Genomic DNA, 25,146 nt, shown 5'->3' on the forward strand with positions numbered 1-25,146 from the left:
GACCTCATATTCGACGTGCCGACGTTGATCGAAACAATCACCGCCAGCATCGAACTTCGGCCCGGCGATGTCATCTCCACCGGTACGCCCGCGGGCGTCGGGTTCGTCAGCGGACGCTACCTCGTTCCCGGCGACGTCATCGAGATCACCCTCGGCGACCTCCCGCCGCTGCACAACGCATTCGGCCACGACTAGCCGGTAAATCGCGGTCAGCTGTACGCCCACCGGCGACATGGCGGTGACACGATTCCCAGCCCCAGGGCCATTCGCCATCAGTGTCGTTGTCAGAGAAATGATGCAAGGCGGAAAGGGAAGAAACGATCTCGCAGTGGAAAGGAAAGTGACATGAAGATAGAAGACGTTCGGCGGCACTTGACCACCCCGCTGACCAGCCCCGCGTACACGCCGATTCTCAGCCGATTCACCGACCGCGAGTACCTCAACATCGTCTACCGCACCGACGCCGACGCCCTGCGAGCCGTTGTCCCCGAACCCCTTCAGATCGACGAGCCGCTGGTGCGGTTCGAGGTCATGAAGATGGGCGACGTCACAGGCTCCGGCCCCTACACCGAGTGTGGCCAGGCGATCCCGGTGAGCTTCGACGGCGAGCAGGGCGAATACCTGCACGCCATGTACCTCGACAACTTCCGGGCCACTGCGTCCGGACGGGAGGTCAGCGCTTACCCGAAGATCGCCGGCGCGCCAAGGTTATACGTCGACAACGGGGTGCTGGTCGGCACGCTCGACTACGGCACGCTGCGGGCCGCGGCCGCGACCATGGGCTACAAGCACCACATGCTCGACAAGCGTGCGGCCGAAGCGCAGATCACCGTGCCGACCTTCATGCTCAAGATCATCCCGGGCTACGACGGCATGCCCCGCGTCCAGGAACTGGTTCGCACCGAGATCACCGACATTGTGGTCAAGGAGGCCTACACCGGACCCGCGCGACTGCAGTTGTTCCAGCACGTTCTTGCTCCGCTGGCCGATCTGCCCGTGCTTGAGGTCGTCTCCGCCAGCCACATCCTCACCGACCTGACTCTGGCCGGGGTCAAGCCGGTCTTCGACTACCTGACCGAGAGCACAGCATGACGCTGGCCAAGGGGAGCCGCCCTGGACGGGCGCTAGCGACTAGAGAGCGCCGATGCATACCCGGCCGACGGCGAAGGAAGATGTCTGTGAATGTCGCGACACGTGATGGATAGTCGCTGATATCCACCAGGTGTCTGGCGCTTTGCGCGTAGCCGTCTGGCCTGATGACGCTCGCCCATCGTGGGCGCGTGGGCGGCGGCACGTTGTGAGCGGTGGTGGTGAAGCGCGGGATGTGGCTGCCTGCAGTGACTTTGATTCCGCGCGGCCCGTTAGTGTTGATGATGACGGGAGCCGGCAGGTTGGGTAATGAGGCTATTGCGAATTGCTTGCGATTGACTCGCAACTGCTATTTACTAGTGTTATTATGAGTGACGACCTGCTGCACAACCCCAACCACACTGGTCACCTGCTGGCTGCCGCTTTGAAGCGGCACAAGGGCAAGCCGGTGCTGTCCCTCGGAGACACCACCCTCACGGGCGGCCAGCTCGCCGACCGAATCAGCCAGTACGTCCGGGCGTTTGAGGCGCTCGGTGCCGGTACGGGCGCTACGGCCGCGGTGCTCTCGCTCAACCGTCCCGAGGTGCTGATGATGGCCGGGGCCAGCCAGACCCAGGGTTTCCGGCGGACACCGCTACACCCGTTGGGTTCGCTTGATGACCACGCCTACGTGCTGGCCGACGCCGGGGTCACGTCGCTGGTCATCGACCCGAACCCGATGTTCGTCGAGCGCGCACGGCGCCTCCTTGACAAGGTCGACTCGCTCAAGCAGATCCTGACCATCGGGCCAGTGCCAGCCGAACTCGCCGACGTCGGCACCGACATCGCCGCAACAGCCGCCGGCTTCAGCCCGCGCACACTCGTCGCCGCCGACCTGCCACCCGATCACATCATCGGCCTCGCGTACACCGGCGGAACCACTGGCAAGCCAAAGGGTGTCATGGGCACGGCGGCGGCAATCATGACCCTGACCGCCATCCAGCTTTCAGAGTGGGAGTGGCCGACGAACCCGCGGTTCCTGATGTGCGCGCCGCTGTCGCATGCCGGCGGGACGTTCTTCACACCCGTCGTCGTCAAGGGCGGCGAGATGATCGTGATGGGCAAGTTCGACCCGGCTGAGGTGCTGAAGACCATTGAGGAACAGCGCATCACCGCGACGATGCTGGTGCCGTCGATGATCTACGCGCTGTTGGACCACCCCGACTCCCGGACTCGGGACCTGTCCTCGCTGGAGACCGTCTACTACGGCGCCTCGGCGATGAACCCGGTGCGGCTGGCCGAGGCGATCGAGCGGTTCGGCCCGATCTTCGCCCAGTTCTACGGCCAGGCCGAGGTGCCGATGTCCATCACCTACCTGGCCAAGGCCGACCACGACGAGAAGCGGCTGACGTCGTGCGGGCGGCCGACGCTGTTCGCGCGCACCGCACTGCTCGGCGAGGACGGCAAGCCGGTGCCCCAGGGCGAGCCCGGCGAGGTCTGTGTCAGCGGACCTCTGGTGACCGCCGGCTACTGGAACCGCCCCGAGACCACCGCCGAGACATTCAGGGACGGCTGGCTGCACACCGGTGACCTGGCCCGCGAGGACGAGGATGGCTTCTGGTTCATCGTCGACCGGACCAAGGACATGATCGTCACCGGCGGCTTCAACGTGTTCCCGCGCGAGGTTGAAGACGTGGTCGCTGAGCACCCAGCGATCGCGCAGGTCAGCGTGATCGGGACACCGGACGAGAAGTGGGGCGAGGCGGTGACGGCAGTCGTCGTGCTTCGGCCGGACGCGCCGCACGACGATACGGGGATCGCGACCATGACGTCGGAGATCCAGGCCACGGTCAAGGAACGCAAGGGTTCGGTGCAGTCGCCCAAGCAGGTCGTCGTGGTGGACTCGCTGCCGATGACGGCGCTGGGCAAGCCCGACAAGAAGGCGCTGCGCGCCAAGTTCTGGGAAGACGCGGACAGGGCGGTCGGCTGAATCTCGCTGCCTGGAACCGATAGTGGCCGAACTCGCCGCACTGCCCGGGATGCGGATGGCCTCCCAGGTCGGATCGAAGGCGCTGCAGGATGAGGACCACCCGGTCCGTCTGGATCGCTCAATTCTCCGCCGCGTAGACACTCACGCAAGCGACTTGCATAATCATGTTGCTCGCGGTATTACTTGCAGGGTGACGAAGAACAACGCACGAGCAGTGGGCGTGGGAATGGTCCCGTTCACGAGCCAGAGGCGGAGCGAGTCCTACGACGTGATGTGCGAGGAGGCAGCAGTGGTGGCCCTCCCGGTCGTCAACGTGAACAACGCCTCCGCGGCGGGTTCCTCCGCGCTTTTCCTCATCCGGCAGATCTCGCTCAGGGCCTGTCCGGCGGTCGCTCGGATCCGGACCGTGCGATACGGAAGGAGTCGACAAGATGTCTAGTCAAAACGAACCTGTGTTGTCACGTCGCGAAGACGCGGTCCTGGTCTTGACGCTGAACAACCCACAGAAACGCAACGCGATCAGTCTGTCGATGCGCGCGGCGCTCCGCGACCAACTCAACCGGGCGGAGCCGGATGTCCGCGCGATCGTCCTGACGGGTGCCGAAGGCTACTTCAGTACCGGGGGCGACTTCAGCGACACACGAGAGGCCGAGGCCGAGCGCAAGCGGTTCGAGCACTTTACGGCCATCATCGACACGATCGTGACCGGGAGCCGTCCGGTTGTCGCGGCCGTGGAGGGCGGTGCCCACGGTGCGGGCCTTGGTCTGGTCGCTGCGAGCGACTACGTGGTATGCGGCGAAAGCACCATGCTGGCGACTCCGTTCGTCAAACTGGGATTGACGGCTGACGCAGGGCTGTCCTGGTCTCTGCCGCAGCGTATCGGCGTTGCTCGGGCTCGCAGGATGGTCCTGAGCGGTGAGAGTCTGGATGCGACGACCGCCCATGCTTGGGGGCTCGTCGACGAGATCGTCGGAGACGGGGAGGCGGAGCGCCGCGCACTCGAAGTGGCCAAACTCTGGTCCTCGCGCGCTCCGCTCGCCGTCGGAACCTTGAAGCGTGTCTTTGCTCGAGGCCAGCTGTCTCATCGCGATGCGCTCGCGCAAGAAGGCCTCGATCAGCGAACGCTGATGGGAACTCGCGACACAGCGGAGGCGCTGGGCGCGTTCCTGGAGAAACGCCGACCCGTGTTCGAAGGGCGTTGACTCACATGACGAGGAGCCGCCAGGCCTCGCCGAACCGGCAACCTTGACGAGCGCGTGCGCGAACTGGCCGAACGAATCGGCGGAGCCGTGCTACAAGCTCATTTTTCGACTCAGATCACCCAGCGGCGAAGGGGCCTAATCGTATGAGTACCAATGAAGTAACACTGTCGATCGACGATCGCGTTGCGGTCGTGGAGATGCATCGTCCGCCCATGAACTTCTTCGATCGTGACCTGCTCGCCGTGATCGCCGACGCAGGTGAGGAGGCTCAATCCGATGGGGCCCGCGCGATCGTGCTGTGTTCGGAGGGTCGCCACTTCTGTGCTGGACTGAACCTCAGCGACGGGCCCGGCCAAGTCGATCGCCGCGATGCCGCAGCGGCTGTCTATCAGCAGGCGATGCGGATCTTCGCGCTCGAGCTGCCCGTGATTGCTGCTGTCCAGGGTGTCGCACTCGGAGGCGGTCTCGGACTCGCATGCGCTGCTGACTTCCGGGTCGTCAGTCCCGAGACGCGGTTCGAAGCCAACTTCTCACGGCTCGGCTTTCATCACGGATTCGCGCTGAGTGTCACCCTTCCGCGGATCGTCGGGAATCAACACGCCGCCTTAATGCTGTACAGCGGTGCTGAGGTCAGGGGCGAGCAAGCGCATCGAATAGGCCTGGCTGATCGCATCGTCGCCCAAGTTGACCTGCGGGATCAGGCGATCGTTCTTGCGCAGGAGATTGCTGCCGTCGCGCCGCTGGCTGTGAAATCGATGCGATGCACATTGCGCCAGGATCTAATCGCACAGCTCGAGAAGGCCCTGGAGCATGAACTTGACGAGCAAGTCCGGCTCTGGGGGACCGAGGATTTTGCGATCGGGATTCAGAGTGCTCGGGAACGTCAGGTGCCGGCCTTCGTTGGCCGTTGACCCGGCACGTGTCGAGGGCGCCGCGGCAGACGCCCTGCTCTTCTGACACTCTCGAGGAAAGACAGCGTCTGGACTTTACCAACGGCGACAGCTGATCGGGATCGGGCTGCAGTTGGTGAGAGACCCGCGGGTCGAATCTGAGTTGCTCGTTGAGAACTTTCTCGTACAAGGGTGACCAGTTAGGACTTGAGCGAGGCGGGCGGTGTGAACCGCTGGCCGTATTTGGCGGCGAGCTCTTCGGCGCGGGCGACGAATGCCGACTGGCCGCCGTTCGGATAGCCGACGATGAACTGGTGCACGCCGCCGGTCCAGGTCGGGTAGCCGATGCCGAAGATCGAGCCGATGTTCGCGTCAGCCGGTGCGGTGAGTACGCCCTCGTCGAAGCACCTCTGCGTTTCGATGGCCTCGATGAACAGCATCCGGTCGATCAGATCCTGGAACGGAACCGGGAGTTCGGTGCTGGTCTTGAAGGTGTCCCGCAGGCCCTCCCAGAGGGCGATGCGCTTGCCGTCTTCGTCGTAGTCGTAGAAGCCGGCCTTCTCCAGGCGACCAGGGCGACCAGCCTCGACGAGCGTGTCGATCACGGGGTAGGCCGCGTGCTCGGTTGCGAGCTTGCCGGCGCCGGTCTCCGCCTTCTCTGTTTCCGCCCGAACCTTCTGCATGAGCTTGAGGTTCAGCTCATCGGTGAGCTGTAGCGGCGGGGCCGGGTAACCGGCCTGCTGACCGGCCTGTTCGATGGTGGCCGGTTCGATGCCCTCTGCCAGCATGGCGATGGCCTCGTTGACGAAGGTGCCGATGACGCGGCTGGTGAAGAAGCCGCGGCTGTCATTGACGACGATCGGGGTCTTCCCGATCGCCAGGGTGTAGTCGAACACCCGGGCCAGAGCCTCGTCAGAGGTCTTCTCGCCCTTGATGATTTCCACCAGTGGCATCTTGTCGACCGGGGAGAAGAAGTGGATTCCGATGAAGTCCTCTTCGCGCTTCACGCCGGCCGCCAGACCGGTGATCGGCAGGGTGGAGGTGTTCGAGCCGAGCAGTGCGTCAGCGTCGACGATGTCCTCGATCGCCTGGAACACCTCGTGCTTGAGCTCGGTGTTCTCGAAGACGGCCTCGATGACGAAGTCGACGCCTGCGAAGTCGGCTACGTCGGCGGACGGGGTGATGCGATCGAGGAGTTCGCTGGACTTTTCTGGGGTGGTCTTGCCCCGCGAGAGCGCCTTGGCCTGGATCTTCTCCGAGTAGTTCTTGCCGCGCTCGGCCGCCTCGATCGTGACGTCCTTCAGCACGACCTGGTAACCGGCCTTGGCGGAGACGTAGGCGATACCCGCGCCCATCATGCCCGCCCCCAGCACGCCGATCTTGCGGATGTCGCGCTTCGGGACAACCTTGGGACGGGAACCACCGTTGTTGATCGACTGCAGGTCGAAGAAGAACGCCTGGATCATGTTCTTCGCGACCGGGCCGGTCAGCAGGCTGACGAAGTAGCGCGATTCGATCAGCGACGCGTTGTCGATATCGACCTGCGAGCCCTCAACCGCGGCGGCCAGGATCGCCCGCGGGGCAGGCATGTTGGTGCCCTTGAGCTGCTTACGCAGGTTGGCAGGGAACGCGGGCAGGCTCGCCGCGAACGCCGGGGTCGACGGCGTGCCACCGGGGATCTGGTAGCCCTTCTTGTCCCACGGCTGCACGCCACCCTCGGGGTTGGCCTTGATCCACGCCTTGGCTGCGGGCACCAGCTCGTCGATCGAGCCGACGACCTCGTTGATCAGGCCGATCTCCTTGGCCTTGCCCGGGTCGTGGCGCTGACCTTGCAGCAGCACACCCATCAGTGCACCCTGCAGACCGAGCAAACGCACGGTGCGGACGATACCGCCGCCAGCGGGCAGCAGGCCCAGACTGACCTCGGGCAGGCCCAGCTGCACACCCGGCACGTCCGCGGCGATGCGGTAGTGGCTTGCGAGCGCGATCTCCAGGCCCCCACCGAGCGCGGCACCGTTGATCGCGGCGACGACCGGCTTGCCCAGCGTCTCCAAACGACGTAGATCGCCCTTGATCTGACCCAGGTCGTTCATGATCGTCTGGGCATCTTCCGGGGCGACCTTCCTCATGTCCTTGAGGTCGCCTCCTGCGAAGAAGGTCTTCTTCGCCGAGGTGATGACCACACCGATGACGCTGTCCTGTTCGGCATGGAGCCGCCCGACGGTCGCGCTCATCGACGTCTTGTATGCCTCGTTCATCGTGTTGGCGCCCTGGTTCGGGTCGTCGATGGTCAGGGTGACGATGCCGTCTGCGTCCTGCTCCCAACCGATGATGCTATTCGTTTCAATCGTTGTCACAGCTCTGTGTCTCCTTGAATTCTCAGCTGCCGGTTGGAATTAGACGCGCTCGATGATGGTGGCAACGCCCATGCCGCCGCCGACACACAGGTTGATCAGGGCGTAGCGGCCGTTTCGGCGCTCGAGCTCGTCGACCATGGTGCCGGTGATCATCGCGCCGGTGGCGCCCAGCGGGTGGCCCATCGCGATCGCGCCACCGTTGACGTTGAGCTTCTCGTCCGGGATATTGAGGTCCTTCTGGAACTTCAGGACGACGGAGGCGAAGGCTTCGTTTAGTTCGAACAGGTCGATGTCGTCGACATTCAGGCCTGCGACCTCGAGCGCCTTCAGGGCGGACGGTGTCGGTCCGGTCAGCATGATCGTCGGGTCCGCGCCGGTGGTGGCGGTTGCGACGATCCGGGCGCGCGGGGTCAGCCCGGAGGCCTTTCCGGCATCCTCCGAGCCGATCAGCACGAGTGCGGCGCCATCGACGATGCCCGAGCTGTTGCCGCCGTGGTGGACGTGGTTGATCTTCTCCACGAAGTGATACTTCTGCAGCGCGACCGCGTCGAAGCCGGCCATTTCACCCATGATCGAGAACGACGGGTTGAGCTTGGCCAGGTCGGCTGGCGTGGTGCCGGGACGCATGTGCTCGTCGTTGTCGAGAACGACGAGACCGTTCATGTCCTTCACCGGCACGACGGACTTGGCGAAATGGCCGCCTGACCATGCGGCTGCGGCGAGCTCCTGGGAACGGATGGCATACGCGTCGACGTCGTCGCGGCTGAAGCCCTCGATCGTCGCGATCAGATCTGCGCCGATGCCCTGCGGAACGAAATAGGTGTCGTAGCTGGTGGCCGGATCCATGGTCACGGCGCCACCGTCGGAGCCCATCGGGACGCGAGACATCGACTCGACACCACCCGCGATCACGAGATCCTCGAAGCCCGACCGGACTTTCTGCGCGGCGACGTTCACGGCCTCGAGGCCGGATGCGCAGAAGCGGTTGAGCTGAACGCCCCCGACGGTGTCCGGCAGGCGCGCCGCGATGACTGCGGTGCGTGCGATGTCCATGCCCTGGTCACCGACCGGGGTGACTACGCCGAGGACCACGTCGGAGATGCGATCTTCCTCCAGGTCGGGGAACCTGGTGCGCAACTCCTGGATCAAGCCGACCAAGAGGTCGACCGGCTTGATGGAATGCAGTGATCCGGTCTTCTTGCCGCGTCCGCGCGGGGTTCGAATGGCCTCGTAGATGAACGCCTCTGTCGTCACTGTGACTTCCTTCCTGTTCGCGTGCCGGCAAACGCAGACGCGCGGTCGTTCGAACCTGTTCAACAGCACTCCCGAGTAAGACGCCGTTCAGGCGCGGGAAATCGGGCCGGAGCAGGAGGATTCATTTCATGTGAGGCGGGCGCCGACCATCAATCCGCACCTCCCGTCGATCCGATGTTAGACGAGAGTCGCTAGAAACAGCAAGTGACTTGCGTAATGAATATCTGACTGTCAGGTGCGGGCTGAATCTCACATCAGAACGCCGCCGGACTCACCGGGGCGATTCACATCGCCTACTAACTCTGTTGTGGCGCAACCCATTCAGAGCCCATGGCTACCCGGCGGCAACCTCGCGGATCAGTGCGCGGTCGCTGCGAGATCGGCAAATGTCGGCCCGCGCCGGATCAAGGGCGAATCTTGCCATGACGACGCCTACGGATACACGGGCTGGCTACCAACGATCCCAGTGAATGTGCTCGGCTTGGGGACTCCTGGGTCCGGGCTTGAAGTCGGTACCGATCGTGTGAGCAACCGGTATGAGCGCCGCCTGCGTCACCTGCTCGTACGAGAGCCCGAGCACTGCCGCAGCGTCGCGTTCGTGAGCCAGGTGCAGTGACGTCCATGCCGTCCCCAAGCCCCTGGCCCGGGCGGCGAGCATGAAACTCCAGGTCGCGGGCAGGATCGATCCCCACGCTATGGCTTGCCAAAGGTGAGGAGCATTTTCATACCGGCCTTCGATGCATGGGATGACCAGGACCGGCACTTCGTGGAGGTGCTCAGCCAGGTAGGTGGCGGACTTCATCACGGCTTCCTGTCCGGGAGGGGCCTCCGCCGGCTCGGTCTCGTCTTTGGATTTGCGGTACAGCTCGGCAAGAGCCTTCTTCTGGTCGGCGTCGGTGACGACGACAAAGTGCCAGCCCTGCTGGTTGCCGCCGGTTGGGGCTTGGAGGGCGAGGTCGAAGCACTCCTCCAACAGATCCCGCTCGACAGGGCGCGACAAATCGAGCCGCTTGCGCACTGTGCGGGTGGTCGACAACAGCTGATCCGGCGTTAGGTCAAGCGTCATGCGTGCATGCTCCTCGTTTGGCGCGTCGAACTGTCCATGATCCTATGCTATGTGAGAGTCACTAGAATTAACAAGTGACTTGCGTGAAATAATTCCCACGATCGGACCGCTTGAGGACGGCGCTGGCTGAACCTTGCGGCCATGCCCTCGATGCAGGCGACATGCAGTCGGACCGAATTACTAAACGCCCCGGGATGTCTGGAGACTCCACGGCCATCTGGACCCGCCGGCATGAAGGCCCTATCGAACTGAAAGGTGTTGTTCACCATACAGTTAGAGGCTCGCAGAACACTTCGATCCGGTTCATCGAGCGACTAGCCGAAGAATGAGACCACCTACTACGGTTCATTACGCTTGCGGTCCCGACTCGATCGGGATGTACCTCTAGCGCTCTGACGACGTCGACAGGATCCGGTCCGCGCGGAAAGTCCGACCAGTTCACCGCAATTGACTGCTGCACTCGCCGCGGATCCTGAAGAGCAGCCACACAACCAGAAGACCGCGATCCAGTCCCCTGACCAACAGATCGTGTGTCAGTCCGCGTTTGATTCGCTCCACGCGTTTTCGATCTTGGTGGCGGCCGCGATCAGCTGCTCACCCCACTTCGGAACGTGTCGCCAGTCGTAGCGGTCCTGCGGCATTGAAATGCTGATGGACGCAACCGCATAGCCGTCTCGTCCCCGGATTGGACATCCGATCGCGCATACTCCGGGTCGGTTCTCTGCGGTATTGAGCGCATACCCGCGATCACGTACCTCGTCCAGCTCGAGCCGCAACGCTTCGGGATCGACAGTGGTGCGGTCTGTCATCTTGAGCAGCGGGCGTGACAGCACGTCGTCGACACGTTGTTGCGGCCAAAATGCCAAGATTGCCTTCCCGGAGGCACACGAGTGAAACGGGAACGTCGCACCAAGGGGGTTGTAGACGCGAACAGGCTGGGTCGAATCCACCCGATCCAGGGTGACCACGCCCTGTGTGCCGCCGGGCACCGCCAAGTGGATGGCTTCAGCGGTCGTTGCACCGAGCTCTCGCATCAGAGGCATCGCGACGTCTCGCAGGAGGGTGCTCTTCCCAGCGCGCTGACCGATCGTCCACACATGTTGCGTCAATTCCCAACGGGTTCGTTCGGAGCCCCCATGTTCCAACCATCCGGCTTGAGCCAACGAAACCAGAGTCCTCTGGACGGTCGACTTCGGCAGCTTGAGCATCCGGGCAAGCTCGCCCACGCCAATGGGCTGGTGTTGTGAGACAACCTCCAGCATTTGAAGTCCACGGATGAGACTTCTCATACCTCCGCTGTCCGCCGCCGTTCCCTCGTCGGCGTGCCACTCCTCCGTCATGGCTATTTCGTACCACATAACGGCACGCCAATCCAGTAATCAGTGGGGTCTTCGCCTGTCGGGACCAGCCAGACGGCGAGGCCAAAGGTACGGAGCTTGACCGTTGACACCGCCCGCAGCCGATGGCAACCTCAGGTGTTCCACACCACGGGCCTCGATGCCGATATATGGCATGAGCCGTCGTACTGCGGCCCGCTACTGTTTCGGTTCTTCAGCACATTCGAAAGAGGATTCCATGCCACGTCCCTATCGTCCCCGGCGCTCCTGCCTCGCAGTTCCCGGCAGTAGCGAGAAGATGATCAAGAAGGCACAGGCCCTGCAAGCAGATCAAGTCTTCCTCGATCTCGAAGACTCCGTCGCTCCTGCCGCGAAACCCGGTGCGCGCGCAAATGTCATCGCCGCTCTCCGTGATGGAGCTTGGACGGGTAAGGCACGGGTCGTGCGCGTCAACGATGCCGATACGAAGTGGGCCTACGACGACGTGATCAGTGTCGTGACCAACGCAGGCGAGCATCTCGACTGCATCATGTTGCCCAAGGTCGAGAAGATCGCACACATCCTTTGGCTGGACGTACTGCTCAATCAACTCGAGATGTCATTGGGCCTTCCTCGTGGTGGTATCGGCATCGAGGCGCAGATCGAAGGGCCTGGTGGGCTGAGCGACATCGACGCGATCGCGGCGGCCACGCCCCGCCTCGAGGCGATCATCTTCGGCCCGGGAGATTTCAGTGCGGCAATGAACATGCCACAACTCACGATCGGGGGAGGGGATCTCGACCACGGCCCCAATCCGTTCGATCACGTCCTGATGGATATCGCCGTTGCCGCACGCAAGCACGGGGTTCAAGCCATCGACGGTCCATTCGCAAAGATCCACGACGTTGACGGATACCGCAGCTACTGCGAACGCGCCGCCGCCTACGGATTCGACGGAAAGTGGGTTCTACATCCTGGCCAGCTCGATGTGGCCAATGCAGTGTTCTCGCCACCACAAGAGTCCTACGACAAGGCAGAGCTGATTCTCGACGCGTACGCCTACTACACCTCCGCTGCCGGCGGATCTGTGGGAGCCGTCATGCTCGGTGACGAGATGATCGACGAGGCGAGCGCGAAGATCGCACTGTCGATGGCTACGCGTGGACGACGACTGGCGATGAAGCGAACCAGTGTCTTCACACCGCCAGCCCCCGCTCTCTAGATGAACGCCGGCATGACGATCACTGAGCTTGTCAGAAGCTCCGGCGCAGCACATCTGCGGCGTCACGCCAACCCAGGTTCATGATCTCGCCGGCCCGCGCGTGACCGACGCAGCGCGTCACCTTCGCGGAGAGGTCGTCGGCGCTGGCGGGTAGTTCAGGGTGCCCGTACGGGAGGTCGAGGGCGGACTCGGTAACCGTTCCGTCCGACCATTCGACAGCGATTCGCGTTTCGCCATGCATCACGCCCTCAGCAGGTCCAGGTGTAGCGACAATCTCAACGCGCTCCATCAAGGCGCGAATCGAGGATCGGTTTACCGAGGCGTCGGTGAACTCCGCCATTCCGGGAAACTCGTCGACCAGCGCGGTCGCCACCGCGTATTCCATACTGAACTTGGCTTCCAGCCCGGTGTTTGGGTTGTGGTGGATGAGCGGCTGCACACCAGCCTGCGGGGTTCGCACCTGAATTCCCTCGATGAGACTCAGATCCTTGCCGGCGCATGGCAATCCGCGTACCGCGCTGATCGGACGTTGCATGGCGTAACAGCAAGGATGCAACTTGATTGCCAGACCTCCCGGAACGGCTGGCCCGGACAGATCCGGTTCCACCGTTCCCCCCATCAATCGAAACCAATCATCGAGGACCGCGGGAGCGGCGGTCGCGCCGGCCGCTGCCAGTCGTGCAGCTCGGACTCCAGCGTCGGTGGCGAATCCCACCTGCAGGGCTTTGCCGGCTGTGCCGAAGGCTCGTTGAAGGCCTCCCGCACTGGGTATCGCCAGTGCCATCGCCCGAGCCAATCCGGAAACGTCCAGCCCAAGGGTAAGACCGGCTGCTACGGCAGCCGCCGGTGCGCCCGCGGTACAGGTGGTATGCCAACCCTGGGAATAGTGGGACCACCCCAGCGCCGTTCCGATCCTCGCCATGACGCCCGCCGCCGCGAGGTATTCGCGCGCACCACCTCCGACCGACAGCGTCGCGTTGACGCACACGACGCTCACATGGGAACTCGACGGCAGGTGCACATCATCGAAATCCAATGCGTGCCCAATTGCCGCCCAACGCAGAGGTTCCGGGAGACCTGCGGTCATCTGTACGACGGGTTCGTCGGACGCCGCCAACGCCACCGCGACGGTGTCGACCAGCGCCCTCCGGGCCAGCTCGAGGTCGTTGTCGTCTGGGCGTAGTTGGACGGCCCACTCGGCGATATCCGCGATCATCGGCTCACGTCCACGTGTTGCGCCGCGCGAGCGTGGCAATGCGCAACATCCGACCATGGTGTGCGATGCCCGCTTTGGGGTCGTCTCTCACGTCTTCGTACGACTCATTGCCGCGTCAAGTGCAATGAAGAGGTGACTGTGGTCAGGCCGCGCGAGGCGTGCAGTAATGCCTGTGAAAGTTGCTCGGGGCGTGAGCAATCCCCACATCGACTTGTGGCTGAAGTCGATGGACGAGGCGGGCGCCACTCGCCAGCCTCCGCGAAAGGGGTGCCGATCCGCCCGTCGGACTCGAAGAGGCTCACGGTCGCGGCGTGGATGGCGCGGTAGCTGTTATCGGTTGACATGTCAGCCCTTCCGTTGGGCTTCACGCGGCACTACTTTCCGCGGTCGAAATCCTATGCGACAGTCACTAGAAATAGCAAGCGGCTGTCATATCGCAGGTGTTTGGCGATGTCGGCAGTCTCGGTGATGGGTGGATTACACAGCGTCCGAGAGCGCCGTGAACTCGTCGTCGGTCAGGGTGACGGTCGCTGCTGCGGTGTTCTCCTCGACGTGCTCGACGCTCGAGGTGCCGGGAATCGGGAGGATCACCGGCGAGCGTCGCAGCAGCCAGGCCAGGGCCAACTGGGAGGGGCTGGCGCCGTGCTTCTTGGCGAAGGTGTCCAGCGGTTCGCCGGGGCGGGCGAGTTCGCCGGTCGCGATGGGGAACCACGGGATGAAGGCGATGTCGTTGGCCTCGGCGTAGTCCAGGACGTCCCCGGCCTTGCGGTGGGCGAGGTTGTAGAGGTTCTGCACCGAGACGATATCGGCTATCTCGCGGGCCTGCTTCAGCTGTTCGACGCTCACCTCGGAGACGCCTATGTGGCGAATCTTGCCTTCCTGCTGCAGTTCCACGAGCGCGCCGAGCTGATCAGCCAGCGGCACGGCCGCGTCGATGCGGTGCAACTGGTAGAGGTCGATCTGCTCGAGCCCGAGGTGGCGCAGGCTCAAATGCAGCTGCTGACGCAGGTATTCGGGCCTGCCAACCGGGCGCCAGTCGTGAGGGCCGGACCGGGTGAGACCACCCTTGGTGGCGATGACCACGTCGTCGGCGTAAGGATGCAGGGCAAGGCGGATGAGGCTCTCGCTGACGAACGGACCGTAGGAGTCCGCAGTGTCGATGAAGTTGACGCCCAGGTCCACCGCGCGACGCAGCACCCGCACTGCTTCGTCGGGATCCTTCGGGTCGCCCCAGACGCCTGGGCCGGTGAGTTGCATTGCGCCGTAACCGAGACGGTTGACAGGCAGATCGCCGCCGAGGGCGAAGGTGCCCGAGGAGTCAGCGGGTCGAGTACTGGTCGATGTGGTCATAGAGTCGCTCCGGGGGCCGGGATTGAGCGGACGGGCATGGTGATCTCTCCTTGCTCGGGCAATGGCGGCTCAGATGGTTGAGTCTGCGCCGTGCACCCGAAGCAATGCAAGCCACTTGTATAATCATGTCACTGGCGGTATTACTAACAGGGTGACGAAGAACAACGCACGGGTGGTGGGCGTGGGAATGGTCCCGTTCAAGAGCCCGAGTCGGAGCGAGTCCTACGACGTGATGGGCGAGAAGGCGGCAACCGCGGCCCTCGCCGACGCCGGCATCGACTACGACCAGGTCCAGCACGCATACGTCGGTTACGTCTACGGTGACTCGACCTCTGGACAAGCGGCCCTCTACGGGGTTGGCCAGACCGGTATCCCGATCGTCAACGTGAACAACGCCTGCGCGACGGGTTCTTCCGCGCTTTTCCTCGCCAGGCAGGCCGTGGAGAGCGGCGCGGTCGATTGTGTGCTCGCCCTGGGGTTCGAGCAGATGCAGCGCGGTGCCCTGGGCACGCACTGGTCGGACCGCCCAACACCTTTCGACCGGTTCGACGAAGTGATGCACGCGGTCCAGGGTCGGGACGAGTCCCCGTTCGCAGCACAATACTTCGGTGGCGCGGGACGGCAGTACTCCGAGAAGTACGGCATTGCCCCGGAGACCTTCGCCAAGATCTCGGTCAAGGCCCGCCGGCACGCCGCCAATAACCCATATGCCGTCTTCCGTGACCAGGTCACCGTCGAAGAGGTGATGGCCTCGCCGCACATCTACGGCCCGCTCACCCGCCTGCAGTGTTGCCCACCCACTTGCGGTGCGGCGGCAGCAGTGATCTGCAGCGCCGGGTTCGCTCGCAAATACGGCCTCGACGCTTCGGTCATCATCAAGGCGCAAGCGATGACGACCGACTCTGCGTCGACATTCGACAGTGCCGACATGATGAACTTGGTCGGGTACGGCATGGCCAAGGCTGCAGCAGACCAGGTCTACGAAGCTGCTGGCGTCGCCCCAGAGGACATTCGAGTCGTCGAGCTGCACGACTGCTTCACCACCAACGAACTGATCACCTACGAAGGGCTCGGGCTCACGCCGGAGGGCACTGCCGAGAAGTTCATCGCCGATGGCGACAACACCTACGGCGGACGAGTCGTCACCAACCCGTCGGGTGGCCTGCTCTCGAAGGGTCACCCGCTCGGGGCAACTGGCCTTGCGCAGTGCGCCGAGCTGGTGTGGCAGCTGCGTGGGCAGGCCGGGGCCCGGCAGGTCGAGGACGTCAAACTCGCGCTGCAGCACAACATTGGAGTCGGGGGAGCAGCGGTCGTGACACTGTACGAGAAGGTGAGTTGAGTGGCCGTAGACGCCGCATTCATCGGAACCCAGCTTCCGGCAACAACTCTCACTGTCGACGCCGGCCGCCTTCGCTTCTTCGCAAAGGCAATCGGCGAGACCAACCCGCTGTACACCGATGTCGCTGTGGCGAAGGCCGCTGGCTACGCCGATTTGCCCGTCCCGCCGACATTCCTCTTCTCCATCGAGCTCGAGAATCCGGATCAGTTCCGATGGGTCGTCGACCAGGGCATCGACCCTCGATTCGTACTACATGGCGAGCAGTCCTTCACCTATCACTCCATCGCACACGCAGGTGACACGCTCACGGCGACGCCGCGGATCGTCGACGTCTATAGCAAGAAGGGCGGAGCGCTGGAGTTCATCGTCAAGAACACCACCGTCACCCGCGCCGACGGGTCCGCCGTCGCCGACCTGGAGACCGTAATCGTCGTCCGCAACCCGGGGGCAGCCCAATGACGTGGACTCAGCAGATCGAGGTCGGCACCGAACTTCCGGCATTGAAGATCGGCACGATCTCGCGCACGACGCTGACATTGTTCGCCGGTGCTTCCGGCGACCACAATCCGATGCACATCGACATCGACGTGGCCAAGTCCGCGGGCCTGGGCGATGTGTTCGCGCACGGCATGCTGTCGATGGGCTACCTCGGCCGACTGCTTACCGATTGGGTTCCGCAGCAGCGGATCCGGTCCTACCGGGTGCGGTTCGCGGCCATCACTCCGGTGCTCGGCCAGCCGACTGCCACCGGGAAGGTCGTCTCGATCGACGAGGTGGACGGTGAATGCCGAGCCACATTGGAGCTCGCCGTCACTCTCGCCGACGGTACCGTCACCCTGACCGGCGACGCCGTCGTCGCACTGTGATATTCCCCGTCGCTTCGCTCGCCGCAACTGAAAGGTATTGCAGAACATGGGAACTCTTGATGGCAAGGTCGGCATTGTCACCGGCTCGGGTCGCGGGATCGGCCGCGAGATCGCGCTGAAACTCGCTGCCGAGGGCGCCTCGGTCGTGGTCAACGACCTGGACGCCGAACCGGCCAAGGAGACCGTCGCCGCGATCGAGACCGCCGGGGGCAACGCGGTCGAATGCTCGGGCAGCGTGACCGATGCGGGATTCGCCGAGCGCTTCGTGCAGGCTGCCGTCGACAACTTCGGCGGACTGGACATCATCGTCAACAACGCTGGCTACACCTGGGATTCGGTGATCCAGAAGATGACCGACGAGCAGTGGGACGCCATCCTCGACGTGCACCTCAAGGCGCCGTTCCAGATCCTGCGCGCCGCCCAGCCCGTGATCTCCGCCGCGGTCAAGAAGGCAAAGGCGGCCGGCGAGCCGGTCCCGTGCCGCAAGGTCGTCAACATCTCCTCGCTCTCGGGGACGGGTGGCAGCATCGGGCAGGCGAACTACTCGGCGGCCAAGGCCGGTGTCACTGGTCTGACCAAGACCCTCGCGAAGGAGTGGGGCCGCTACAACGTCACCGTCAACTCGGTTGCGTTCGGCATGATCAAGACCCGCCTCACCGAGGCGCCTGCCGGCGCCGGCGCCACCATCGACGTCGCGGGCAGGGCAATCAAGGTCGGCGTGAACCCGGACGTGCTCACTGCGATGGAACAGTCGATTCCGCTCGGCCGCGGCGGCTCACCCGTCGAAGCAGCCGGCGCCGTCTACCTGCTGTGCACGCCCGAATCCGACTACGTCAGCGCGCAGACCCTGATCTGCGGCGGCGGCCTCAACTTCTGAGAGACCACAATGTATCGCTCACTTTGGATCGACGACGAGGTCGCCGCGCTGAGGGACATGGCTCGCAAATTCTTCGACACCGAAGGGGCTCCGAATCGGGAGCGTTGGGAACAGCAGCAGCACGTCGACCGGGAGTTCTGGCTCAAGTCGGCGAAGCTGGGCCTGCTGTGCGCGGCGATACCCGTCGAATATGGCGGTGGCGGCGGCACACTTGCGCACGACCTGGCGATCTTTGAGGCGGCTTCGGCCAGCGGCGAGATCGGCTTCGGCAATCACGCGCACAGCGGCGTCGTCGCGCACTACCTGTCGACCTACGGCACCGTGGAGCAGAAGCGGCGCTGGCTTCCCAGGATGGCAACGGGCGAGCTGATCGGCGCAATCGCCATGACCGAGCCGGGTGGCGGGTCGGACCTCAAAGCACTTCGCACCACCGCGATCCGCGACGGTGACCATTACCGACTCAACGGCGCGAAGACGTTCATCTCGAACGGCGCCACTGCGGACATCATCGTGCTCGTGGTCAAGACCGATCCGGCTGCCACGTCGATCCACGGCATCTCGCTATTGGTCTTGGAGACAGCGGACGCTACCGGATTCAAGGTCGGCAAGAACTTGAAGAAGGTCGGCATGAAGGCGGCGGACACCGCCGAGCTGTTCTTCGACGACGTTCGAGTACCTGTCGCGAACTTGCTCGGTGACGAGGGCAAGGGCTTCAGCTACTCGATGGCCCAGCTCGCCTGGGAGCGGCTGATCATCGCCGTTCTGGGAATAGCCGCGCTGGAGCGAGCCGTCGAGGAAACCATCGCATACACAAAGCAGCGCAAGGTGTTCGGGCAGGCACTCTTGGACATGCAGAACACCCGATTCGAACTCGCCGAGTGTGCCACCATCGCCCACATCGCACGCGTCTTCGTTGACAGCTGTGTCGAGCGCCACCTGCGCGGCGAGCTGGACCCGGCCGCCGCCTCCATGGCCAAGTACTGGGTTACCGACATGCAGTGCCAAGTCGTCGACCGTTGTGTGCAGCTGTTCGGCGGATACGGCTACATGCTGGAGTATCCGATCGCCCAGATGTTCATCGACGGACGCGCACAACGAATCTACGGCGGCGCCAACGAGATCATGAAAGAACTCATCGCCCGCTCGTTGTAGCCGGGAAGAGGACGAAATGCAGACCATCCGGACCGGAAACCTGCGCGTCTTGAAATCTTGCCATCCCCACCCACCCACTAGGAGCACACCATGGGCGTTGAGTTCAGCCCGGAACAGCAGGACTTCGCCAAGGCCATTGCTGACTTCGCCAGGCGCGAGGCAGGCACCCGAGAGAAGCGGGACCGGCTCACCAACCATGATGCGCACCAGCACAATCAGGCCCTCTACGAGAAGATGGCCGAGCTGGGTTGGCTCGGCCTGACGGTCTCGGCGGAGTACGGGGGATCGGACGCCTCCATGGTGGACATGTGCATCCTGCTCGAAGAGACCTCGCGCGGCATGCTGCCGATCAGCGCGATTGGCCCGACGTTCATCACCGGCGGCCCCTACCAGAGATTCGGCACCGAAGCGCAGAAGGAGAATGTGCTGCGCGGCATCGTACGCGGTGCGTCCCAGTCGATTTCGATGTCCGAGCCCGAGGCGGGCTCCGACGTCGGCAACCTCAGCACCAAGGCTGAGAAGACCTCGGAGGGTTGGCTCATCAATGGCCAGAAGACGTGGTGTTCCAACGCGCACATCTCCGAGAACATCCTGCTCGTAGCGCGCACCGACCGCGGCGGCGGAAAGCACAAGGGACTCACCATGTTCCACGTTCCCGCCGATACCGAGGGCCTCAAGATCAGCCCGATCGAGCTGATGGGCGGTCAGAAGGATACCAACGACCTTTACTTCACCGACGTCGTGCTACCCGCCGAAGCGGTCATCGGCGAAGTCGGCAACGGCTGGCGCCAGCTCATGACCGGGCTCAATTTCGAGCGCCTCATCATCGCGGCCCAGAACCTCGGTGCCGCTCAGCGCGCGTTCGATGACACCCTCCAGTTCATCAGTCAGCGTAAGCAATTCGGCCGTCCGATCGGGTCATTCCAGGCGCTGCGGCACCGTGTCGCCGACCTCGCCACCGATATCGAATGCACCAAGCTGCTGGTCTACAGCGTCGCCCGCGAAGCCGACGCCCATCCTGACAAGATGCTCGCCCGCGAAGCCTCGATGGCCAAGCTCAAGGCCACCGAGACCGCGAAACAGGTCGCACTGGCAGGCATGCAGATGATGGGTGGCTACGGCTACGCCCGAGAGTTCGACATGGAAAAGCACGTCCGTGGTGCCCTGGTCTCCACGATCCTCGGCGGCACCAGCGAAATCCAACGCGACATCATCGGCAAGACCTACGGCTTGTAGATGTGTGAAACGCCAACCCAAACGTCAGCTCGGCGAGAACTCGACCGGCGTTTTTGCCGGCGATCATTCAGCCTCGCGTTCCGCCGGGTCCTGTTCTGCCGCACCCGAAGCGAGTAGCGGTTCCGGGTTTATGTCCGACTCGCAGAGCACCTCTATGGTGTGCCGGCCCGGAGTCGGCGGCGCGCTCGACACCATCACCGGGTGGTCAGCGAACCGAGGTGCCGGCCCGGGCTGGAACAGCCCGTCGCGGGTGAAAACTGCGTTTCGGTCCTTCATGTGCGGGTGCTCGGCAGCCTCGTGCATGGTCAGCACCGGCGCGACGCATGCGTCCGTGTCTTCGAACGCCGCCGTCCACTCGGCCAGCGTGCGCGCGGCAAACGCCTCCGCGATGACCTTGCGGGTCGCCTCCCACGTCGTGCGGTCATGTTGCTTTGCCGGATCTACGGCCACCCCCAGGCCCGCCACCAACTGCGCGTAGAACTTGGCTTCGATCGCACCAACGGCCATGTGCCGGCCGTCGGCCGTCTCGTAGACCGAGTAGAACGGGGCGCCACCGTCGAGCAGATTGACCCCTCGTTCATCGACCCAAGTGCCGGTGTTCATTAGTGCGTGAGTGCCCGCGAGCAGGTGGGCGACACCGTCGACGATCGCCGCGTCGACCACCTGTCCGCGCCCGGTCAGCTCGGCCTCGCGCAGGGCGGCAAGGATGCCGGCGACGAGATACATTGCACCACCGCCGAAATCGCCAATGATGTTGAGCGGGATCTGGGGTGGCCCCCCGGCCTGGCCGATCGCGTGGAGGGCTCCGGTGATCGCGATGTAGGTGATGTCGTGACCCGCCGTCTGCGCGAGCGGCCCCTCCTGCCCCCAGCCGGTCATCCTGCCGTAGACCAGCTTGGGGTTGCGCACCCGGCACTCTTCGGGGCCGATGCCGAGCCGCTCGGCCACGCCCGGACGGTGGCCCTCGATCAGGACGTCTGCTCGCTCGACCATGGCCAGCAGCGCTTCGACCGCATCGGGTCGCTTCAGGTCGAGGATCACGCCGCGCTTGCCACGGTTGAACACGTCCTGCCCTGGTTTGCCCGGAAAGACGCCGAGGCCGCCGGGGCGTTCGACCCGGACGACCTCGGCGCCCATGTCGGCGAGTGTCATGCCGGCGAACGGCCCAGGTCCCATGCTGCCGATCTCGAGGACCTTGACCCCCGCCAGCGGTCCCGTTCTGTTTGACTGCGTCACGCAATCTCCTGGTAGCGAGCCGCTACTACTCGGCCGGCTCCGGCTGGCGCCATGCCTCCCAGGTCACCAGCGTCCGTACGGGTTCTCCGGCTTCGTAGCGCCGTAGCAGATCTTCGGCATCGATCAAGACACCGACCACGTTCGCCTGCCCCTCGGGAGAGTCAACGAACTCTTGAGCCGTACCCATTGGCAGGTTATCGATCTGAAGTTCCACCCGGTTGCGGTCGGGGTCGTTGTAGTAGAACGACGTCGTCGGGCCGTGATTGACGGTCAGGATCGGCTTGATGTCCTTGTCGCGCAGTCGCACGTAGGTGTTGAGAAGGCCCTCGAGGCTGTCGTAGGTGAATGCGACGTGTTCGAGTCCGGGTTCGGTTGAGAATTGAAGAGCGTCGGCGCCAGCCGTGGCGGCGCGCTCAGCCTCATCTTGCACCAGGGTGCTGGCACCGAAGGTCTCCGTCTCGCGACCGGCTCCGGCTACTTCGATGAGACCGATTCGATGGTGCTCCTCGTCGTAGGTGATGCCGGCGAAAAAGCCACCGGAACCAACCATGCGCGCACCGAGCACTTCGCGATACCACGCGACGCTGCGCTCGAGGTTGGACACCCGCAACACCAGGTGTGCGAGTTTGTAAGGGGTTACCTGGCTGCCGTCGATGGGCCGGTTCGTCATGGTGGTCTCCTGTGAGTGCTGGTGGTGCGCCGGTGCTGTCGAGTCGTGAGCAATCTTGCGAGTCACTGGTATATTCATGTTACATGCAGAGTGTAGTGCATGGAGTTTCCCTGCGTCGCTGCATTGATCGCACTGGCGGCGAGCAGGATTCCCGGACCACTGGTGCCGGGGGAAGGTCGCGATGGGGATGGGGCTTCAGTTCGGCGTCGTCGACTCTGGGCCCGCGAACAGCTGCGAGGTTGCCGACCGAATCATGGCCACGAGTTCGTCCAACGTTTCGGGCGCGTCGACGGTGCGGCGGTGCACGGAGACACGCCGTCGGCGATACCACTCCAACGCCGCGAGCCAGACCGTCGCCGAAAGGTAGGGCCGTGGGTCGTTCTGGTGATCGATGCCCAGTCGTTCACCGATCAGCTCGGCCAGATCCGCGACCACCTGCTCGCGGCGTACCACGGTTTGGGCTCGCAGCTCGGCAGAGGACTGGGTTAACTCGGCGCGAAGATCTTCGAGTTGGTTGTCGAATCCCTGGGTGGTGACGAACTGCAGGGTGATAGCGCGCAGTGTGTCCAGAATCGGCTCGTCCAACGGCCGCTGATGGATCAGACCGCCAATCCGGGCGACGTACACGTCCATGTCGGTGAACAGCACCGACTCCTTGGAACGGAAATGCCGAAAGAACGTCGACGGATCGACGTCGGCCCGGTTGGCGATGTCGGTCACCGTCACGTTGTCGAATCCTCGCTCGGCGAACAAGTCCAGTGCTGAACGGGCGAGCACCGAACGTGTCCGCTGCACCTTGCGGCAGCGGCGACCAGCCGGTTGCTTGGTTGCAGACTCGTCCACCCTCGCTCACCGCATCCTCTCGGGCCATCCGAACCTCAGCACCCGCTACGGGGCAGCGCTACGCAGTGATAATACCAGTGACTGGTATTATCACGTCAGACGCGTAATACTGTGTCGAACCGTGGCGTCTCTGTACGGTGCAAGGTCTTCCGACGACGGTGAACCATGCTCACCGGTCATACCAACCACCGGCACACATCCTCAAACGAAAGCGCTGGAGGCACTGATGAGCAGTCCGACGATTACCAACCTGGCGTCCGTCACCGGATCCTGGATCCTGGATCCGAGTCGGACGGTGATCCGGTTCCAGACCAGTGTCCTGCGGGTGATCAAGGTGAACGGCACGTTCAGTGCGCTCGAGGGCTGGGCAAGCGTGGATCCCAATGGCGCACTCACCGGATCAGCAGTCATCGACGCCACCTCTATCGATACCAAGATCGCCAAGCGGGATACCCACCTTCGCGGTCCCGACTTCTTCGACGTCGAAACGTACCCGAGAATGGTTTTCACGGCGACAACCGGGAAACTCACCAGCGCAGGACAGTTCGAACTCATCGGAGACCTCGAAATCCTCGGACAGACGCGACCTCTGACTCTGCGAGCGGAGATCAGCAACACCGGGGGTTCGCTGAAGTTCTCCTCCGAGGTTGACATCGACCGCAGAGACTGGGGTATGTCATACGCCGCCCAAATACGGTCCAGCACGAAAATTCACGTGGACATCACTGCCTACTTCAATCGAGCGTAGCCGGGCCGGGCGTGAGCGTGGATCTTGTGCTACGGCAGACCCTTTGGTCACTTCTCTGGAGGAAAGAGCTGCGGCGGCTGTGTGAACGGACTACGTGGATCTCTTCTTCCGCCCGGCCGCCGACTTGGGGGACAAGAGCAAGACCGCGGGAGCAGATTGAACAAACTCCACTATGTCATTTACCGCAGTGGTCACGTTCTTCACCCGCTTGCGTGTCGATACGTTCCGGTGGCGGAACCAGTCGAACGCCGCGACCCAAACAGTGGCCGCGAGATAGGGCCTCGGATCGGTTTCTGAGTCAATGCGCAGATGTTCACCGATCAGCTGGGAAAGTTCGGCAGCCATTCGCTCGCGATGAATGACCACTTGTGCGCGCAATTCTGCTGATGACTCGGTCAACTCGGCTCGGAGGTTCTCCAGTTCATAGTCGTAGGAGTCGGAAAGCTGGATGGAAACCGCTCGCAGGCTCTCGATCAAGGGCTCGTCGGCCGGCCTCTCGTCAAGCAACGGCCGAATCGTCGCGACGTAGTTGTCCATGTCGGTGAAGAGCAGGGACTCCTTTGAGCGAAAGTGCCGAAAGAACGTTGAGGGATCTACATCCGAACGGTCGGCGATGTCGACCACCGTTACCGCATCGAATCCGCGTTCTGAGAAGAGATCCAACGCAGAGCGAGTGAGCGACGCTCGCGTCTGCTGCAACTTGCGCTCGCGTCTGCCGATTGGCCGTTCGTCTGCGAGCTCGTCTGCAGTCACCGTATGCACCTCGTCTCGTCCAACTTTCAGCATGCTAGCAGTCGGCAAATCTATCCTGTCGGAAGCTGTTGCGGTCTGTAGCCGGGCCGTGTCGAGGTGCGACCAGCGAGCGGAAGCCCGGACGCTCAACGGATCCAGCCGTGGCGGCCGGCTCTCAGCACGCCATCTCCGGCACCCGGGGGGAAGTTGAAAGCTCGTTGAGATGGCGCCGTATGTCTTCGAGTTCCCACCTCGGTCCTCACAGCTTCGAGCGTAACGAGGACCCCAAGCATGAGCGGCACACTCGGAGACACGCTCAACACGCAAATACTAGTCACTCTTGTGTGCGAGCCGTTACGCGCGTAGGGTCATCTTTGTACTGGACCCGGTGGAGAAGGACAGAATCACTGCCACCCGCCAAGGATTCCCGCTGGCGAGGGCCTTGATGGGTGTCGGCTGCAGCGCGACATGCAGTTGCTGCAGCGCGACGATTTGACCGCAAATGCTCGTGAATCG

General features: G+C 63.5%; 23 protein-coding genes and 1 pseudogene. 13 read left to right on the forward strand and 11 right to left on the reverse strand.

Annotated elements, in window-relative coordinates:
- The 5 genes from HNP02_RS32820 to HNP02_RS32840 all read left to right on the forward strand — a co-directional run.
- A partial coding sequence (locus HNP02_RS32820) for a fumarylacetoacetate hydrolase family protein (RefSeq protein WP_184444846.1) occupies positions 1–195 on the forward strand: 195 nt, incomplete at its 5' end.
- A 150-nt stretch (positions 196–345) separates the two neighbouring features.
- The gene (locus tag HNP02_RS32825) at positions 346–1,092 is read left to right on the forward strand and encodes an acetoacetate decarboxylase (protein ID WP_184444847.1); all 747 of its coding nucleotides are present in this window, start codon (positions 346–348) and stop codon (positions 1,090–1,092) included.
- A 364-nt stretch (positions 1,093–1,456) separates the two neighbouring features.
- Entirely contained in the window at positions 1,457–3,058 is a 1,602-nt protein-coding gene (fadD8, locus tag HNP02_RS32830; protein ID WP_184444848.1) for a fatty-acid--CoA ligase FadD8, read from the forward strand.
- Positions 3,059–3,489: 431 nt separating this feature from the next.
- Positions 3,490–4,260, forward strand: a complete 771-nt coding sequence (locus HNP02_RS32835; RefSeq protein ID WP_255507230.1) for an enoyl-CoA hydratase/isomerase family protein — start codon at positions 3,490–3,492, stop codon at positions 4,258–4,260.
- A gap of 143 nt (positions 4,261–4,403) precedes the next feature.
- Positions 4,404–5,171, forward strand: a complete 768-nt coding sequence (locus HNP02_RS32840; protein ID WP_184444850.1) for an enoyl-CoA hydratase/isomerase family protein — start codon at positions 4,404–4,406, stop codon at positions 5,169–5,171.
- Between the two features lie 179 nt (positions 5,172–5,350).
- Here HNP02_RS32840 and HNP02_RS32845 read toward each other — a convergent pair whose 3' ends face one another.
- The 5 genes and pseudogenes from HNP02_RS32845 to HNP02_RS44170 form a co-directional block, all read right to left on the reverse strand.
- The gene (locus tag HNP02_RS32845) at positions 5,351–7,483 is read right to left on the reverse strand and encodes a 3-hydroxyacyl-CoA dehydrogenase NAD-binding domain-containing protein (protein ID WP_375373740.1); all 2,133 of its coding nucleotides are present in this window, start codon (positions 7,481–7,483) and stop codon (positions 5,351–5,353) included.
- A gap of 63 nt (positions 7,484–7,546) precedes the next feature.
- Entirely contained in the window at positions 7,547–8,761 is a 1,215-nt protein-coding gene (locus tag HNP02_RS32850; RefSeq protein WP_184444851.1) for an acetyl-CoA C-acetyltransferase, read from the reverse strand.
- A 451-nt stretch (positions 8,762–9,212) separates the two neighbouring features.
- Positions 9,213–9,827, reverse strand: a complete 615-nt coding sequence (locus HNP02_RS32855) for a nitroreductase family protein (protein ID WP_184444852.1) — start codon at positions 9,825–9,827, stop codon at positions 9,213–9,215.
- A gap of 533 nt (positions 9,828–10,360) precedes the next feature.
- Positions 10,361–10,870, reverse strand: coding sequence for an IclR family transcriptional regulator (locus HNP02_RS43120; protein ID WP_255507231.1), 510 nt, complete (start codon positions 10,868–10,870; stop codon positions 10,361–10,363).
- Between the two features lie 90 nt (positions 10,871–10,960).
- Positions 10,961–11,185 (reverse strand): annotated as a pseudogene (locus HNP02_RS44170) (helix-turn-helix domain-containing protein); the annotation flags it as partial.
- 217 nt (positions 11,186–11,402) lie between these two features.
- Here HNP02_RS44170 and HNP02_RS32865 point away from each other — a divergent pair.
- The gene (locus HNP02_RS32865) at positions 11,403–12,365 is read left to right on the forward strand and encodes a CoA ester lyase (RefSeq protein WP_184444854.1); all 963 of its coding nucleotides are present in this window, start codon (positions 11,403–11,405) and stop codon (positions 12,363–12,365) included.
- Positions 12,366–12,396: 31 nt separating this feature from the next.
- On the opposite strand, the gene HNP02_RS32870 is transcribed toward HNP02_RS32865, so the two are convergent.
- Entirely contained in the window at positions 12,397–13,581 is a 1,185-nt protein-coding gene (locus HNP02_RS32870) for an MmgE/PrpD family protein (protein ID WP_184444855.1), read from the reverse strand.
- Positions 13,582–14,058: 477 nt separating this feature from the next.
- The gene (locus tag HNP02_RS32875) at positions 14,059–14,931 is read right to left on the reverse strand and encodes an aldo/keto reductase (protein ID WP_184444856.1); all 873 of its coding nucleotides are present in this window, start codon (positions 14,929–14,931) and stop codon (positions 14,059–14,061) included.
- Positions 14,932–15,082: 151 nt separating this feature from the next.
- Here HNP02_RS32875 and HNP02_RS32880 point away from each other — a divergent pair, with 151 nt between their 5' ends.
- The 6 genes from HNP02_RS32880 (at position 15,083) to HNP02_RS32905 (ending at position 20,401) form a co-directional block, all read left to right on the forward strand.
- Positions 15,083–16,270, forward strand: coding sequence for a lipid-transfer protein (locus HNP02_RS32880; RefSeq protein WP_309241774.1), 1,188 nt, complete (start codon positions 15,083–15,085; stop codon positions 16,268–16,270).
- Entirely contained in the window at positions 16,271–16,729 is a 459-nt protein-coding gene (locus tag HNP02_RS32885; protein WP_184444858.1) for a MaoC family dehydratase N-terminal domain-containing protein, read from the forward strand.
- Positions 16,726–17,136, forward strand: coding sequence for a MaoC/PaaZ C-terminal domain-containing protein (locus HNP02_RS32890; RefSeq protein ID WP_184444859.1), 411 nt, complete (start codon positions 16,726–16,728; stop codon positions 17,134–17,136). Before HNP02_RS32885 ends, HNP02_RS32890 begins: the two co-directional genes overlap by 4 nt.
- Before the next feature lie 46 nt (positions 17,137–17,182).
- The gene (locus HNP02_RS32895; protein WP_184444860.1) at positions 17,183–18,013 is read left to right on the forward strand and encodes an SDR family NAD(P)-dependent oxidoreductase; all 831 of its coding nucleotides are present in this window, start codon (positions 17,183–17,185) and stop codon (positions 18,011–18,013) included.
- A gap of 9 nt (positions 18,014–18,022) precedes the next feature.
- A complete protein-coding gene (locus HNP02_RS32900) occupies positions 18,023–19,165 on the forward strand; it encodes an acyl-CoA dehydrogenase family protein (RefSeq protein WP_184444861.1) in 1,143 nt (380 codons plus the stop codon).
- A 90-nt stretch (positions 19,166–19,255) separates the two neighbouring features.
- Complete coding sequence (locus tag HNP02_RS32905) at positions 19,256–20,401, forward strand: acyl-CoA dehydrogenase family protein (protein WP_184444862.1); 1,146 nt, start codon at positions 19,256–19,258, stop codon at positions 20,399–20,401.
- Positions 20,402–20,464: 63 nt separating this feature from the next.
- Here HNP02_RS32905 and HNP02_RS32910 read toward each other — a convergent pair whose 3' ends face one another.
- The 3 genes from HNP02_RS32910 to HNP02_RS32920 all read right to left on the reverse strand — a co-directional run bounded on the left by HNP02_RS32910 (position 20,465) and on the right by HNP02_RS32920 (position 23,150).
- On the reverse strand, positions 20,465–21,577 hold the full coding sequence (locus tag HNP02_RS32910) for a CaiB/BaiF CoA-transferase family protein (RefSeq protein ID WP_184444973.1): 1,113 nt from the start codon (positions 21,575–21,577) through the stop codon (positions 20,465–20,467).
- A gap of 85 nt (positions 21,578–21,662) precedes the next feature.
- Entirely contained in the window at positions 21,663–22,307 is a 645-nt protein-coding gene (locus tag HNP02_RS32915) for a VOC family protein (RefSeq protein ID WP_184444863.1), read from the reverse strand.
- 195 nt (positions 22,308–22,502) lie between these two features.
- Positions 22,503–23,150 (reverse strand): TetR family transcriptional regulator, encoded by a 648-nt coding sequence (locus HNP02_RS32920; RefSeq protein ID WP_184444864.1) that lies wholly within the window; start codon positions 23,148–23,150, stop codon positions 22,503–22,505.
- 226 nt (positions 23,151–23,376) lie between these two features.
- Here HNP02_RS32920 and HNP02_RS32925 point away from each other — a divergent pair, with 226 nt between their 5' ends.
- On the forward strand, positions 23,377–23,898 hold the full coding sequence (locus tag HNP02_RS32925) for a YceI family protein (RefSeq protein ID WP_184444865.1): 522 nt from the start codon (positions 23,377–23,379) through the stop codon (positions 23,896–23,898).
- Between the two features lie 90 nt (positions 23,899–23,988).
- On the opposite strand, the gene HNP02_RS32930 is transcribed toward HNP02_RS32925, so the two are convergent.
- Positions 23,989–24,651 (reverse strand): TetR family transcriptional regulator, encoded by a 663-nt coding sequence (locus tag HNP02_RS32930; RefSeq protein WP_184444866.1) that lies wholly within the window; start codon positions 24,649–24,651, stop codon positions 23,989–23,991.
- Between the last annotated feature and the right edge of the window lie 495 nt (positions 24,652–25,146).

Source organism: Mycobacterium sp. AZCC_0083, assembly GCF_014202335.1.
Classification (GTDB): domain Bacteria; phylum Actinomycetota; class Actinomycetes; order Mycobacteriales; family Mycobacteriaceae; genus Mycobacterium.

What these genes read in the sequence shown, in the direction of transcription:
- HNP02_RS32825 (WP_184444847.1), top strand. Translation starts at nt 346, where the DNA reads ATGAAGATAGAAGACGTTCGGCGGCACTTGACCACCCCGCTGACCAGC.
- fadD8 (WP_184444848.1), top strand. Translation starts at nt 1,457, where the DNA reads ATGAGTGACGACCTGCTGCACAACCCCAACCACACTGGTCACCTGCTG.
- HNP02_RS32835 (WP_255507230.1), top strand. Translation starts at nt 3,490, where the DNA reads ATGTCTAGTCAAAACGAACCTGTGTTGTCACGTCGCGAAGACGCGGTC.
- HNP02_RS32840 (WP_184444850.1), top strand. Translation starts at nt 4,404, where the DNA reads ATGAGTACCAATGAAGTAACACTGTCGATCGACGATCGCGTTGCGGTC.
- HNP02_RS32855 (WP_184444852.1), bottom strand. Translation starts at nt 9,827, where the DNA reads ATGACGCTTGACCTAACGCCGGATCAGCTGTTGTCGACCACCCGCACA.
- HNP02_RS43120 (WP_255507231.1), bottom strand. Translation starts at nt 10,870, where the DNA reads ATGCCTCTGATGCGAGAGCTCGGTGCAACGACCGCTGAAGCCATCCAC.
- HNP02_RS32865 (WP_184444854.1), top strand. Translation starts at nt 11,403, where the DNA reads ATGCCACGTCCCTATCGTCCCCGGCGCTCCTGCCTCGCAGTTCCCGGC.
- HNP02_RS32870 (WP_184444855.1), bottom strand. Translation starts at nt 13,581, where the DNA reads ATGATCGCGGATATCGCCGAGTGGGCCGTCCAACTACGCCCAGACGAC.
- HNP02_RS32875 (WP_184444856.1), bottom strand. Translation starts at nt 14,931, where the DNA reads ATGACCACATCGACCAGTACTCGACCCGCTGACTCCTCGGGCACCTTC.
- HNP02_RS32890 (WP_184444859.1), top strand. Translation starts at nt 16,726, where the DNA reads ATGACGTGGACTCAGCAGATCGAGGTCGGCACCGAACTTCCGGCATTG.
- HNP02_RS32895 (WP_184444860.1), top strand. Translation starts at nt 17,183, where the DNA reads ATGGGAACTCTTGATGGCAAGGTCGGCATTGTCACCGGCTCGGGTCGC.
- HNP02_RS32900 (WP_184444861.1), top strand. Translation starts at nt 18,023, where the DNA reads ATGTATCGCTCACTTTGGATCGACGACGAGGTCGCCGCGCTGAGGGAC.
- HNP02_RS32905 (WP_184444862.1), top strand. Translation starts at nt 19,256, where the DNA reads ATGGGCGTTGAGTTCAGCCCGGAACAGCAGGACTTCGCCAAGGCCATT.
- HNP02_RS32910 (WP_184444973.1), bottom strand. Translation starts at nt 21,577, where the DNA reads ATGGGACCTGGGCCGTTCGCCGGCATGACACTCGCCGACATGGGCGCC.
- HNP02_RS32915 (WP_184444863.1), bottom strand. Translation starts at nt 22,307, where the DNA reads ATGACGAACCGGCCCATCGACGGCAGCCAGGTAACCCCTTACAAACTC.
- HNP02_RS32925 (WP_184444865.1), top strand. Translation starts at nt 23,377, where the DNA reads ATGAGCAGTCCGACGATTACCAACCTGGCGTCCGTCACCGGATCCTGG.